Source organism: Pseudomonas sp. LB-090624 (assembly GCF_003205205.1).
Taxonomy (GTDB): Bacteria; Pseudomonadota; Gammaproteobacteria; order Pseudomonadales; family Pseudomonadaceae; genus Aquipseudomonas.
Genome location: NZ_QJRL01000014.1, coordinates 70,650 through 84,269, shown reverse-complemented (window position 1 = coordinate 84,269; position 13,620 = coordinate 70,650). Strand labels below are relative to the sequence as shown.

The 13,620-nt window shown below is 61.4% G+C and carries 10 protein-coding genes; 9 read left to right on the top strand and 1 reads right to left on the bottom strand.

All coding sequences use genetic code 11. The features are described from left to right. The first annotated feature begins 16 nt into the window (after positions 1 to 16). From rplQ to bfr, 3 genes are all read left to right on the top strand, one after another. Positions 17 to 403, top strand: coding sequence for a 50S ribosomal protein L17 (rplQ, locus tag DMX11_RS15165; protein WP_003255451.1), 387 nt, complete (start codon positions 17 to 19; stop codon positions 401 to 403). 172 nt (positions 404 to 575) lie between these two features. After that, positions 576 to 2,015 (top strand): catalase, encoded by a 1,440-nt coding sequence (locus tag DMX11_RS15160; protein ID WP_110745258.1) that lies wholly within the window; start codon positions 576 to 578, stop codon positions 2,013 to 2,015. A 163-nt stretch (positions 2,016 to 2,178) separates the two neighbouring features. Further along, positions 2,179 to 2,643 carry a bacterioferritin gene (gene bfr / locus DMX11_RS15155; RefSeq protein ID WP_003255449.1) on the top strand — a complete coding sequence of 155 codons (465 nt, stop codon included), beginning with the start codon at positions 2,179 to 2,181 and terminating at the stop codon, positions 2,641 to 2,643. 72 nt (positions 2,644 to 2,715) lie between these two features. Here bfr and uvrA read toward each other — a convergent pair whose 3' ends face one another. After that, on the bottom strand, positions 2,716 to 5,550 hold the full coding sequence (gene uvrA / locus DMX11_RS15150; protein WP_177410748.1) for an excinuclease ABC subunit UvrA: 2,835 nt from the start codon (positions 5,548 to 5,550) through the stop codon (positions 2,716 to 2,718). A 129-nt stretch (positions 5,551 to 5,679) separates the two neighbouring features. Between uvrA and DMX11_RS15145 the strand changes: the two genes are divergently transcribed. The 6 genes from DMX11_RS15145 (at position 5,680) to fdhE (ending at position 13,596) form a co-directional block, all read left to right on the top strand. Further along, the gene (locus DMX11_RS15145) at positions 5,680 to 7,074 is read left to right on the top strand and encodes an MFS transporter (RefSeq protein WP_110745257.1); all 1,395 of its coding nucleotides are present in this window, start codon (positions 5,680 to 5,682) and stop codon (positions 7,072 to 7,074) included. A 9-nt stretch (positions 7,075 to 7,083) separates the two neighbouring features. Beyond that, entirely contained in the window at positions 7,084 to 7,632 is a 549-nt protein-coding gene (locus DMX11_RS15140) for a single-stranded DNA-binding protein (protein WP_110745256.1), read from the top strand. Between the two features lie 367 nt (positions 7,633 to 7,999). Continuing rightward, positions 8,000 to 11,068, top strand: coding sequence for a formate dehydrogenase-N subunit alpha (gene fdnG / locus DMX11_RS15130; RefSeq protein WP_146230363.1), 3,069 nt, complete (start codon positions 8,000 to 8,002; stop codon positions 11,066 to 11,068). Next, a complete protein-coding gene (gene fdxH / locus DMX11_RS15125) occupies positions 11,068 to 12,018 on the top strand; it encodes a formate dehydrogenase subunit beta (protein WP_110745253.1) in 951 nt (316 codons plus the stop codon). The genes fdnG and fdxH overlap by 1 nt, the downstream gene beginning before the upstream one ends. Beyond that, positions 12,015 to 12,671 (top strand): formate dehydrogenase subunit gamma, encoded by a 657-nt coding sequence (locus DMX11_RS15120; protein WP_110745252.1) that lies wholly within the window; start codon positions 12,015 to 12,017, stop codon positions 12,669 to 12,671. Before fdxH ends, DMX11_RS15120 begins: the two co-directional genes overlap by 4 nt. Before the next feature lie 4 nt (positions 12,672 to 12,675). Beyond that, positions 12,676 to 13,596 carry a formate dehydrogenase accessory protein FdhE gene (gene fdhE, locus DMX11_RS15115; protein WP_110745251.1) on the top strand — a complete coding sequence of 307 codons (921 nt, stop codon included), beginning with the start codon at positions 12,676 to 12,678 and terminating at the stop codon, positions 13,594 to 13,596. Positions 13,597 to 13,620: the final 24 nt, after the last annotated feature.

Genomic DNA, 13,620 nt, shown 5'->3' with positions numbered 1-13,620 from the left:
TGGTAAGGAATGAATCATGCGTCATCGTAAAAGTGGACGTCACCTGAGCCGTACCAGCTCTCACCGCAAGGCTATGTTCCAGAACATGGCAGTGTCGCTGATCGAGCACGAGCTGATCAAAACCACCCTGCCGAAAGCCAAGGAACTGCGCCGCGTTGCCGAGCCGCTGATCACCCTGGCCAAGGAAGACAGCGTTGCTAACCGTCGTCTGGCCTTCGATCGTACCCGTTCGAAGTCCGCTGTTGGCAAACTGTTCAACGACCTGGGCAAGCGTTACGCCACCCGTCAGGGCGGCTACCTGCGCATCCTGAAGTGCGGTTTCCGCGCTGGCGACAACGCGCCTATGGCGTACGTCGAGCTGGTTGATCGTCCGGTCGGCGGTGCTGTAGAAGCTGCTGAGTAAGACGTTCTGTCTGCTACAAAGAACCGGGCCTAGTGCCCGGTTTTTTGTGTCTGCAGATATTGTTTATTTCTATTGATACAAGTCATGTAATGAATTTGTCCCTGCAGTCTTGCTCATCGATACTCTCTCCATAGCCGTTTAGCCGGCGTTTCAAGACCGATAAGGAGAGCCCATGAGCAAGATTCTCACCACCGCTAGCGGTGCCCCTGTAGCCGACAACCAGAATTCCCGCTCCGCCGGCCCACGAGGCCCGCTGCTGCTCGACGATTTTCACCTGATCGAGAAGCTCGCTCATTTCAACCGTGAGAACATTCCTGAACGCCGCGTTCACGCCAAAGGTTCAGGGGCCTATGGCTCATTTACCGTTACCCGCGACGTTACTGCCTACACCAGCGCCAAGTTGTTCGAGCGAGTTGGCAAGCAAACCGAGACTTTCCTGCGGTTCTCCACGGTCGGTGGTGAACGTGGTTCTGCTGATACCGAGCGTGACCCGCGTGGCTTTGCTGTTAAGTTCTATACCGAGGAAGGCAACTGGGACATCGTCGGCAACAACACGCCGGTGTTCTTCATTCGCGACCCGTTGAAGTTCCCCGACTTTATCCACACCCAGAAGCGTCATCCGCAGTCCAACCTGAAGAACGCCCAGATGATGTGGGAGTTCTGGTCGCATTCGCCCGAGGCGCTGCATCAGGTAACCATCCTCTTCTCTGACCGCGGCATCCCGGACGGTTATCGCCACATGCACGGCTTCGGTAGTCACACCTACAGCCTGATTAATGCCAAAGGCGAGCGGACCTGGGTGAAATGGCACTTCAAGACCCAGCAAGGCATCAAGAATCTTGCTCCGGCAGATGCCGCACGCCTGGCAGGTACCGACCCGGACTACGCCCAGCGCGACCTGTTCGAGGCCATCGAGCGTGGCGACTTCCCGCGCTGGACCGTTTGCATCCAGGTCATGAGCGAGGCCGAGGCTGCCAACCGCACCGAGAACCCCTTCGATGTCACCAAGACCTGGTCGCAGAAGGACTATCCGCTGATTGAAGTGGGTGTGCTGGAACTCAACCGCAACCCGCTCAACTACTTCGCCGAAGTCGAGCAGGCAGCGTTTGGGCCGAGCAATATGGTGCCAGGGGTGGGACTCTCGCCAGACCGGATGCTGCAGGGGCGTGTATTCGCCTATGCCGATGCCCACCGCTACCGTGTGGGTACCAATCATCAACAGCTGCCGGTGAATGCGCCGCGCTGCCCAGTCAACAGCTATCAACGCGACGGCTCCATGGCCACCGGCAGTTACGGCAGCGCGCCGAACTACGAGCCTAACAGCTACGCCGATGCGCCGAAGCAGTCACCGCGGCACGCCGAGCCGGCACTGGCGCTCAACGGTGCGGCAGACCGTCATGACCACCGCGAGGATACCGACTACTACAGCCACGCCGGCGCGCTGTTCCGCCTGATGAATGACGAGCAGAAGGCCCTGCTGATCAGCAATATCGCCGGTAGCATGGTCGGTGTCAGCGAGGATGTCGTCCAGCGCCAGTTGCAGTACTTCTTCAAGGCCGACCCAAGCTACGGCGAAGGGATTGCAAAGGCATTGGGTATCAATCTTCGCTAAGTCGAAGTGAGAAGTAGAACCGCCCTCATTTGGGCGGTTTTTCAATGAATATCACTACTGTTTAACCGTTTTTTTACCTCTGATTGCGCGTTTTTCAGTGACCGTAGGCAAAAGCTGGTTCACACTATGTGGCATAGATGTTTTCACATGGAGAAGCAGGGCGATGCAAGGCCACCCGGACGTAATCAACTACCTCGTCACGCTGCTGAAGGGCGAACTGGCGGCACGCGACCAGTACTTCATTCATTCGCGCATGTACGAAGACTGGGGCCTGTCCAAGCTCTATGAGCGCATCAACCACGAGATGGAGGAGGAGACGCAGCACGCTGATGCCCTGATGCGTCGCATCCTCATGCTTGAGGGTACCCCAGACATGCGTGCGGACGACCTGGAGGTCGGCAGCACCGTGCCGGAAATGATCGAGGCAGACCTAAAGCTTGAGTACAAAGTGCGCGGCGCATTGTGCAAGGGCATCGAGCTGTGTGAGCTGCACAAGGATTACGTCAGCCGTGACATCCTGCGTGCGCAGCTGGCCGATACCGAAGAAGATCACACCTACTGGCTGGAGAAGCAGCAGGGCCTGATCAAGGCCATTGGCCTGGAAAACTACCTGCAATCGCAAATGTAAGTTATCCACAAGCCCATGAAAAAGCCCCTGGCACCCTCGGTGCCAGGGGCTTTTTCATGGTGGCCGCAGCCGTCAGGCGCGATCCCGCTCCAGCAGCGGTTTCAGGTAATGACCGGTGTAGGACTGTTTCATCTCACTCAGTTCTTCCGGCGTACCGCAGGCAATGATCTGCCCACCCTTGGAGCCGCCTTCCGGTCCAAGGTCCACCAGCCAGTCGGCAGTCTTGATCACATCCAGGTTGTGCTCGATCACCACCACGGTATTGCCGTGGTCGCGCAGGCGATGCAGCACGTCCAGCAGTTGCTGGATATCGGCAAAGTGCAGGCCCGTAGTCGGCTCATCAAGAATGTACAGGGTCTTGCCGGTGTCGCGCTTGGACAATTCGCGTGAAAGTTTGACGCGTTGCGCTTCGCCGCCGGAGAGCGTCGTTGCCGACTGCCCCAGCTTGATGTACGAGAGACCAACATCCATCAATGTTTGCAGCTTGCGCGCCAGCGCCGGCACCGCATCGAAGAACTCGCGTGCATCCTCGATAGTCATTTCCAGCACTTCGTGGATGTTCTTGCCCTTGTATTTGATCTCGAGGGTCTCGCGGTTGTAGCGCTTGCTCTTGCATACGTCACACGGTACGTAGATGTCCGGCAGGAAATGCATTTCCACCTTGATCAGGCCATCGCCTTGGCAGGCTTCGCAGCGGCCACCCTTGACGTTGAACGAGAAGCGCCCCGGGCCATAACCGCGCGAGCGCGACTCTGGTACCCCGGAGAACAGCTCACGGATCGGGGTGAAGATACCGGTGTAGGTCGCCGGGTTAGAGCGCGGCGTGCGACCGATCGGGCTCTGGTCGATGTCCACCACCTTGTCCAGGTGTTGCAGGCCGTCCATGCTGGCATGCGGCGCTGCTTCCAGGCTGCTTGCGCCATTGAGGGCAGTTGCCGCCAACGGGAACAGCGTGTTGTTGATCAGGGTCGACTTGCCTGAGCCGGACACGCCGGTTACGCAGGTCAACAAGCCGATCGGCACTTCCAGGTCGACGTTCTGCAAGTTGTTGCCACGTGCGCCTTTGAGCTTGAGCTGCAGCTTCTTGTTGCGCGGCGTGCGCTTGGCCGGCACGACGATCTTCTTGCGCCCGGACAAGTACTTGCCAGTCAGCGAGTCCGGGTGGTCCATAACCTCCTGGGGCGAGCCCTCGGCAACGATCTGCCCGCCATGCACACCGGCGCCAGGGCCGATATCCACCACGTAGTCAGCCAGCCGGATGGCATCTTCGTCGTGCTCCACCACGATCACCGTGTTACCCAGATCGCGCAGGTGATTGAGGGTGGCCAGCAGGCGGTCGTTGTCGCGCTGATGAAGACCGATGGACGGTTCATCGAGGATGTACATCACGCCCACCAGGCCCGCGCCTATCTGGCTGGCCAGGCGGATACGCTGGGCTTCACCACCCGACAAGGTATCGGCACTGCGATCCAGGGTCAGGTAGTCGAGGCCGACGTTGACCAGGAATTGCAGGCGCTCGCAGATTTCCTTCAGGATCTTCGCCGCGATCTCGCCACGGCGCCCGGTCAGGGTCAGTTCACCGAAATAGTTGCTGGCTTCACCGATCGGCAGGTTGGTCACGGCAGGAAGGGTCTTTTCTCCTACCCAGACGTGACGTGCTTCACGGCGCAGACGGGTACCACGGCAATCCGGGCAGGGTTGCGTGCCAAGGAACTTGGCCAGCTCCTCACGCACGGTAGCCGATTCGGTCTCGCGGTAGCGGCGCTCCAGGTTTGGCACGATGCCTTCGAACGGGTGCGATCGCTTGACGATATCGCCACGGTCGTTGAGGTATTTGAAATCGACACTCTGCTTGCCACTGCCCTGCAGGATCACCTTCTGGTGCTCGGCCGACAGCTCGCCGAACGGCTCATCCAGGCTGAAGCCATAATGCGCAGCCAGCGAGCCGAGCATCTGGAAGTAATACACGTTGCGGCGGTCCCAGCCGCGGATCGCACCTTCGGCCACGGTGAGTTCGGTGTTGACCAGGCGCTTGGTGTCGAAGAACTGCTTCACTCCCAGGCCATCGCAGGTCGGGCATGCGCCAGCCGGGTTGTTGAAGGAAAACAGCTTTGGCTCAAGCTCGCTGATTGCATGGCCGCACACCGGGCAGGCGAAGCGCGCGGAGAAGATCGTTTCTTCGCCTTCTTCATCGTCCATCGGCGCCACCAAGGCGATACCGTCCGCCAGCTTCAGCGCGGTCTCGAACGACTCGGCCAGGCGCTGCTGCAGGTCAGCGCGGACCTTGAAGCGGTCCACCACCACATCGATGCTGTGCTTTTTCTGCTTGTCCAGCTTGGGCAGTTCATCAAGCTCGTAGAGCTTGCCGTTGACCCGAGCGCGCACGAAGCCCTGGGCGCGCAGCTCGTCGAACACCGCCAGGTGCTCACCCTTGCGCTCACGCACCACCGGTGCCAACAGCATCAGTTTGCTGCCTTCCGGGCGCTCCAGCACCAGGTCGACCATCTGGCTGATCGTTTGCGCTTCGAGTGGGATATCGTGGTCCGGGCAGCGTGGGGTGCCTACCCGGGCGTACAGCAGGCGCAGGTAGTCGTAGATTTCGGTGATGGTGCCGACCGTGGAGCGCGGGTTGTGCGAGGTCGACTTCTGTTCGATGGAGATGGCCGGCGAGAGGCCTTCGATAGTGTCGACGTCGGGCTTTTCCATCATCGACAGGAACTGCCGGGCATAGGCCGACAGCGATTCTACGTAGCGGCGCTGGCCTTCGGCGTACAGGGTGTCGAACGCCAGGGACGATTTGCCGGAACCGGACAGGCCGGTGATCACGATCAGCTTGTCCCGGGGCAGAGTCAGGTCGATGTTCTTCAGGTTGTGGGTGCGTGCCCCACGAATCAGGATCTTGTCCACTACGGCCTCGCTTGGCGGGCATAAACAAGGAAGTATACGGCGCCCTGCCAGTACGCGGCAAAGCGTCGCGTAGATGCCGTCAAGCTGTCGGACTGATAGAATCGCCGCCGGTTCACACGAGGTTACTCCATGCACGACACCCACAACGAGCGCATGAGCAGCGGCGAAACCCGCGCTGCTGGCGGCCTGGCCCTGGTCTTTGCCTTTCGTATGCTGGGCATGTTCATGGTCTTGCCGGTACTGGCCACCTACGGCATGGACCTGGCCGGTGCCACGCCTGCGCTGATTGGCCTGGCGATTGGTGCCTATGGCCTGACCCAGGCGGTATTGCAGATACCGTTCGGGATGATTTCCGACCGCATCGGCCGCCGCCCGGTCATTTACCTGGGGCTGGTGATCTTTGCCCTGGGCAGTGTGCTGGCGGCCCAGGCCGACTCCATCTGGGGCGTGATCGCCGGGCGTATCCTGCAGGGCGCCGGGGCGATTTCTGCCGCGGTCATGGCCCTGCTGTCCGACCTCACCCGTGAGCAGCACCGGACCAAGGCCATGGCCATGATCGGCATGAGCATCGGTTTGTCGTTCGCTGTGGCCATGGTCGTTGGGCCATTGCTGACAAGTGCCTTTGGTTTGTCAGGATTGTTCCTGGCCACTGCCGGGCTTGCTCTGGTCGGCATCCTGCTGGTCGCTTTTGTCGTGCCCAACACGCACAGCATTTTGCAGCACCGCGAGTCGGGTGTGGCACGCCAGGCCATCGGCCCGACCCTGCGCCATCCGGACCTTCTGCGCCTGGACGTGGGCATCTTCATCCTGCATGCCATCCTCATGGCCAGCTTTGTCGCGCTGCCGCTGGCCTTCGTCGAGCGCGGCGGGCTGCCCAAGGAGGAGCACTGGTGGGTATACCTGACCGCGCTGTTCATCTCATTTTTTGCAATGGTCCCGTTCATCATCTACGGCGAAAAAAAGCGCAAGATGAAACGTGTGTTGGCGGGTGCGGTCAGTGTCCTGCTGCTGACAGAGGTATACTTCTGGGAGTGGGCTGACGGTTTGCGCGGACTGGTGATTGGCACCGTGGTATTCTTCACCGCATTCAACCTGCTGGAGGCGTCGCTGCCTTCGCTGGTCAGCAAGGTGTCGCCTGCCGGTGGCAAGGGCACTGCAATGGGGGTGTATTCCACCAGCCAGTTCCTTGGCGCGGCGCTGGGCGGGATTCTTGGTGGCTGGTTGTTCCAGCACGGTGGGCTGGACACGGTGTTCCTCGGTTGCGCGGTGCTGTGTGCCATCTGGCTGATCGTTGCCTTGCGCATGAACGAGCCACCGTATGTGACCAGCCTGCGCATGCCGCTGACGCCAGAGGCAGTCCGGGAAGCTGGCCTGACCGAGCGCCTGATGGCCGTGCCGGGTGTAACCGACGCCGTGGTGGTAGCAGAAGAAGCCGCCATCTATATCAAACTGGATACGAAAATTTTGGACCGCGCGACCCTCGAGCGACTGGTGAATCCAGCCTCTTCGGCGTGCGAAGCCTAGGAGAACGTTATGGCCCGTGGGGTTAACAAAGTCATTCTGGTCGGCACCTGTGGCCAGGATCCCGAAGTCCGCTACCTGCCCAACGGTAACGCCGTGACCAACCTGAGCCTGGCCACCAGTGAGCAGTGGACTGACAAGCAGTCGGGCCAGAAGGTCGAGCGTACCGAGTGGCACCGCGTGTCGCTGTTCGGCAAGGTTGCCGAAATCGCCGGCGAATACCTGCGCAAAGGCTCGCAGTGCTACATCGAAGGCAAGCTGCAGACCCGCGAGTGGGAAAAAGACGGTATCAAGCGCTACACCACCGAGATCATCGTCGACATCAACGGCACCATGCAGCTGCTCGGCGGTCGTCCGCAGGGCCAGCAGCAGGGCGGCGACCCGTACAACCAGGGTGGCGGCAACTATGGTGGCGGCCAGCAGCAACAGTACAACCAGGCCCCGCCACGCCAGCAGGCCCAGCGCCCGCAACAGTCGCAGCAGCAGCGCCCGGCGCCGCAGCAGCCAGCACCTCAGCCGGCGGCTGACTTCGACAGCTTCGATGACGATATTCCGTTCTGATCAGAGCGGTAAGGCGTCTAGCTGAATCAGAAACCCAAGGCACTAGTCTTGGGTTTTTTTATGGCCGGTGGAACCCCAAAGATTGTGAGGGCCATCAGGTGCTCGCCATAACTGATCCAGCGCCTATGAAATCGAGGGCCGCCCGCGTGGTGCTCGATCTCACAAGCGCCATAGAACCTGAGGTAGGCACCCGGCAGCGCCAACGCCTCCAGACACAATCAATCCCTCGCACCCCTGACCCATGTCATCGCACCTTCTCGATTCTTGACTAGTCTTACCTACTGGCAGCCTTCCATTGGCTGCCACCGTGACTACCAAGAGGCGCCGGCCATGTTCCGTGCGTCCACTACCTGATCAGGAGTGCACGATGGACCTGAACCGTCGGCAGTTCTTCAAGGTCGCCGCCGTCGGCCTTGGAGGCTCGAGCCTTGCGGCGTTGGGCATGGCCCCAACGCCGGCATTCGCCGAGCAGGTGCGCCACTTCAAGCTGGCGCATACCAAGGAGACCCGTAACACCTGCCCTTACTGCTCGGTCGGCTGCGGCCTGATCCTGTACAGCCAGGGAGATGCGGGCAAAAACGTCAAACAGAACATCATTCATATCGAAGGGGACGCCGACCACCCGGTCAACCGCGGTACCCTGTGCCCGAAAGGTGCCGGCCTGCTGGACTTTATCCACAGCCCGAGCCGCCTGCAGTACCCGGAAGTACGCAAGCCGGGCAGCAAGGAGTGGGTACGGGTCGGCTGGGACGAAGCGCTCGACCGTGTCGCCGACCTGATGAAGAAGGACCGCGACGCCAACTTCATTGAGAAGAATGCCCAGGGGCAAACGGTCAACCGCTGGCTCACTACCGGCTTCCTCGCTGCTTCCGCCGCCTCCAGCGAGGCTGGCTACCTGACCCACAAGGTCGTCCGCGCAACAGGCATGCTGGGGTTCGATAACCAGGCTCGTGTCTGACACGGCCCGACGGTGGCAAGTCTTGCCCCGACGTACGGCCGTGGCGCCATGACCAACCACTGGTCCGATATCGCCAACGCGAATCTGGTCCTGGTGATGGGTGGCAACGCAGCAGAAGCGCATCCGTGCGGCTTCAAGTGGGTGACCGAGGCTAAAGCGCATAACAAGGCGCGGCTGATCGTGGTCGATCCGCGGTTTACCCGTACCGCTTCGGTGGCGGACTATTACGCGCCGATTCGTACTGGCACCGATATCGCCTTCATGGGCGGGCTTATCAACTACCTGATCAGCAACGACAAGATCCAGCACGAATACGTGCGCAACTACACAGACGTGTCGTTCATCGTCAAAGAAAACTATGGCTTCGAGGATGGGCTGTTCAGCGGCTACGACGAGGCCAAGCGCGTGTATGCCGACAAGTCGGGCTGGGGTTACGAGCTGGGTGAGGACGGCTTTGCCAAGGTCGACCCGACCCTGCAGCACCCACGCTGCGTGTTCCAGCTGATGAAGCAGCACTACAGCCGCTACACCCCGGAACTGGCCAGCATGACCTGTGGCATGCCGCAGGATGCCATGATGAAGGTCTGGGAAGAGATCGCCACCTGCTCGGTACCGGGCAAGACCATGACGATTCTCTACGCGCTGGGTTGGACGCAGCACTCGATCGGTGCGCAGATCATCCGCAGTGCGGCCATGGTCCAGTTGCTGCTGGGCAACGTCGGTATGCCGGGCGGCGGGGTGAACGCTTTGCGTGGGCACTCCAACATCCAGGGCCTGACTGACCTCGGCCTACTGTCCAACTCGCTGCCGGGCTACCTGACGCTGGCTGGCGATGCGGAGCAGGACTACGCCGCCTATATCGACAAGCGTGCTTCCAAGCCACTGCGCCCGGGGCAGCTTTCGTACTGGCAGAACTACGGCAAGTTCCACGTCAGCCTGATGAAAGCCTGGTATGGCGCCAACGCCACGGCAGAAAACAACTGGGGCTACGACTGGCTGCCCAAGCTTGATGTGCCGGCATACGACGTGCTGCGCATGTTCGAGATGATGAGCCAGGGCAAGGTCAACGGCTACATGTGCCAAGGCTTCAATCCGATCGCTGCGCTGCCGGACAAGAACCGCGTCACGGCGGCGCTTGCCAAGCTCAAGTGGCTGGTGGTGATGGACCCGCTGGCCACCGAAACCTCGGAGTTCTGGCGCAATGCCGGGCCGTTCAACGATGTCGACACGGCCAACATCCAGACCGAAGTAATTCGCCTGCCCACCACCTGCTTTGCCGAGGAAGACGGTTCGCTGGTCAACAGCAGCCGCTGGCTGCAGTGGCATTGGAAGGGTGCCGACGGCCCGGGCGAGACCCGTACCGATGTGCAAATCATGAGTGAGCTGTTCCTGCGCCTGCGCCAACGCTACCAGGCTGAGGGCGGTGCATACCCTGACGCGATGATGAACATCAGCTGGCCCTACAAGATTCCAGACGAGCCATCCCCGGAGGAACTGGCCAAGGAAATGAACGGTTGGGCGGTCACCGACCTGACCGACGCCACAGGCGCCACGCTCAAGGGCGGCCAGCAGCTATCGGGCTTCGGTCAGCTGAAGGACGATGGCAGTACCGCGTCCGGGTGCTGGATCTTCGCCGGCTGCTGGACCGAGCAGGGCAACCAGATGGCCCGCCGCGACAACAGCGACCCGTACGGCATGCATCAGGTGCAGAACTGGGCCTGGGCATGGCCGGCCAACCGCCGCATCCTCTACAACCGTGCCTCCAGCGACCCGCAGGGCAAGCCATGGGACCCGGAGAAGAAGCGCCTGGTGTGGTGGAACGGCAAAGCCTGGACCGGTACCGACGTGCCCGACTTCAAGGTCGACTCGCCACCCGAGGCAGGGATGAACCCGTTCATCATGAACCCCGAAGGGGTGGCACGCTTCTTCGCCATCGACAAGATGGCCGAAGGCCCGTTCCCCGAGCACTACGAGCCGTTCGAAACGCCGATTGGCATCAACCCGCTGCACCCGCAGAACAAGAAGGTGATCAGCAATCCGGCGGGGCGTATCTTCGACTCGGTGTGGGAAACCCTCGGCAAGCACGACGAGTTCCCGTACGCGGCGACCACGTACCGGCTGACCGAGCACTTCCACTTCTGGAGCAAGCATTGTCGGCTCAACGCCATCGCTCAGCCTGAGCAGTTCGTCGAGATTGGCGAGGTGCTGGCCAACGAAAAAGGCATCAAGGCTGGCGACCGGGTGCGGGTGTCGAGCAAGCGTGGGCATATCGATGCCGTGGCAGTGGTGACCAAACGTATACGGCCGCTGCAGGTCAACAACCAAACCGTGCACCAGATCGGCATCCCGCTGCACTGGGGCTTCACCGGTGCCACCCGGCATGGCTACCTGACCAACACCCTGGTGCCATTCCTCGGTGACGGCAATACGCAGACGCCAGAGTCCAAGTCCTTCCTCGTCAAAGTGGAGAAACTCTGATGGCCAGCCAAGACATCATCGCCCGCTCGGCCACCACCACCGTACCGCCCTCGGTACGCCAGCAGGAGGAAGTCGCCAAGCTGATCGACACCACCAAGTGCATTGGCTGCAAGGCCTGCCAGGTGGCGTGTTCGGAGTGGAACGAACTGCGTGACGAGGTCGGCCACAACCACGGCACCTACGACAACCCCCAGGACCTCACCGCCGAGACCTGGACCTTGATGCGTTTTACCGAGCACGAGCGCGACGATGGCAACCTGGAATGGTTGATTCGCAAGGACGGCTGCATGCACTGCGCCGAGCCCGGGTGCCTGAAAGCCTGCCCAAGCCCGGGGGCAATCATCAAGCACGCCAATGGCATCGTCGACTTCAATCAGGACCACTGCATCGGTTGTGGTTACTGCATCACTGGCTGCCCGTTCAATATCCCGCGCATCTCGCAGAAGGACCACAAGGCGTACAAGTGCACCCTGTGTTCCGACCGCGTGACCGTGGGCCTGGAGCCCGCCTGCGTGAAGACCTGCCCGACCGGGGCAATCGTGTTCGGCAGCAAGGACGAGATGAAAGTGCATGCGGCCGAGCGCATCGTCGACCTCAAGTCGCGCGGCTACGACAATGCCGGGCTGTATGACCCGGACGGCGTCGGGGGCACCCATGTGATGTACGTGTTGCACCATGCCGACACGCCGAAGTTGTACGCCGGCCTGCCGGACCAGCCGGTGATCAGCCCGCTGGTGGGGTTGTGGAAAGGCTTTACCAAGCCGCTGGCGCTGTTGGCGATGGGCGCAGCAGTACTGGCGGGGTTCTTCCACTATGTGCGAATCGGGCCACAGCGTGTGGAGGAGGATGAGCACCCGGCCACGCCAGACCCAAGCGTGCATCAGGTAGACCCAGCGGTGCATGTCTATGATCCGACCAAGCCCGGTGGGCAAGGGGAGCAGCGGCCATGAACGACAACAAACCGATCCTGCGCTACAACGCCAATGAGCGCAGTAACCACTGGGTGGTGGCGATCCTGTTCATTCTCGCCGGGCTGTCGGGGCTGGCGCTGTTCCACCCGGCGCTGTTCTGGCTCAGCAACCTGTTCGGCGGCGGGCCGTGGACACGCATCCTGCACCCTTTCATCGGGGTGGCGATGTTCGTGTTCTTCCTCGGCCTGGTGCTGCGCTTCTGGCGGGCCAACTTCATCACCGCCAATGACCGCCTGTGGCTGCGCCGGGTGGACCGGGTGATGCGCAACGAGGAGGAGGGCGTACCGCCAGTCGGCAAATACAATGCTGGCCAGAAGCTGCTGTTCTGGACGCTGCTGGTGTGCATGCTGGTGCTGCTGGTGAGTGGCGTGGTGATCTGGCGCGCGTATTTCAGCCATTGGTTCGGCATCGAAGTCATTCGCCTGTCGGCGTTGTTGCACGCACTGGCGGCGTTCGTGCTGATCCTCAGCATCATCGTGCACATCTACGCCGGTATCTGGATCAAAGGCTCGATCGGCGCCATGCTGCACGGCTGGGTCAGCCGTGCCTGGGCCCGCAAGCACCATGAGTTGTGGTACCGCGAAGTGACCGGCGACAAGACGCCGGGCAATCACGGACGAAAAGAAGGATGAGCGCTTGAGCACGATACTCGAACCCGGGCAGATTGAAGCGTCGGCGGTGATGCCGCCGTTTCTCCACCTGCCTCCTGCCAACCTGTTCGATCTGCGCGCTGCGCGCCTGGAGCAACTGGCACACGGCAATGCCCTTGGCGACTACCTGCAGTTGATCGCGCGGCTTTGCCGGATTCAACAGCAGCTTGTGGATAACCCTCCTGGCGACCTACCCGTAGCCGAGGAACGCCAGCGCCTGTGCATAAGTCATGGTTTGCCGCCGCTGGCGGCTGACAGCCTGGTTCGTGAGGGCCCGTGGCTGGTCTGGTTGCAGGCCCTTCTCGAGCAGTTGCGTGGGGAAACTACTGGCCCGCTGGGCGAGGCTTTGCACGTGCTGCGCAGCAGTGATGAAAATCAGCGCAAGGGGTGGGGCGTTGCCTTGCTCGCAGGCCAATACGATGCGGTGCCGGCGGCGCTGGTGCCGTTCCTTGGCGCCGCGCTGCAGGCTGCATGGTCAAGCTGGCTGCTGGCGCTGCCCACACCCGAGCTCAAGCCAGCAAGTAGCCTGGCCCAGTGCCCGGCTTGTGGTGCGCCGGCGATGGCCGGCGTGGTGCGCAACCGCGGCAAGCACAATGGGCTGCGTTACCTGGCCTGTTCGTTATGTGCCTGTGAGTGGCATGTGGTGCGGGTCAAGTGCGTGTACTGCGATTCAAGCAAGGATTTGCGTTACACCAGCCTTGAAGATGACCGCCATGCGCCGGGCAAGGCGCCGCTGCGGGCCGAGTGCTGCCCGGGTTGCGAGAGCTATCTGAAGCAGAATTACCTGGAGAACGATGCGCTGGCCGAACCGCTGGCCGACGACCTGGCCAGCCTGGCGCTGGACATGCGCCTGGACGAGGAGGGCTTCCACCGCCTGGCACCCAACCTGATGCTTGCGCCTGGGTAGTGGGTGAGTGTCTACACTGAAGTA

Coding starts and splice junctions, on each gene's coding strand:
- DMX11_RS15160 (WP_110745258.1), top strand. CDS start 576: ATGAGCAAGATTCTCACCACCGCTAGCGGTGCCCCTGTAGCCGACAAC.
- DMX11_RS15145 (WP_110745257.1), top strand. CDS start 5,680: ATGCACGACACCCACAACGAGCGCATGAGCAGCGGCGAAACCCGCGCT.
- DMX11_RS15120 (WP_110745252.1), top strand. CDS start 12,015: ATGAACGACAACAAACCGATCCTGCGCTACAACGCCAATGAGCGCAGT.
- DMX11_RS15140 (WP_110745256.1), top strand. CDS start 7,084: ATGGCCCGTGGGGTTAACAAAGTCATTCTGGTCGGCACCTGTGGCCAG.
- rplQ (WP_003255451.1), top strand. CDS start 17: ATGCGTCATCGTAAAAGTGGACGTCACCTGAGCCGTACCAGCTCTCAC.
- bfr (WP_003255449.1), top strand. CDS start 2,179: ATGCAAGGCCACCCGGACGTAATCAACTACCTCGTCACGCTGCTGAAG.
- fdxH (WP_110745253.1), top strand. CDS start 11,068: ATGGCCAGCCAAGACATCATCGCCCGCTCGGCCACCACCACCGTACCG.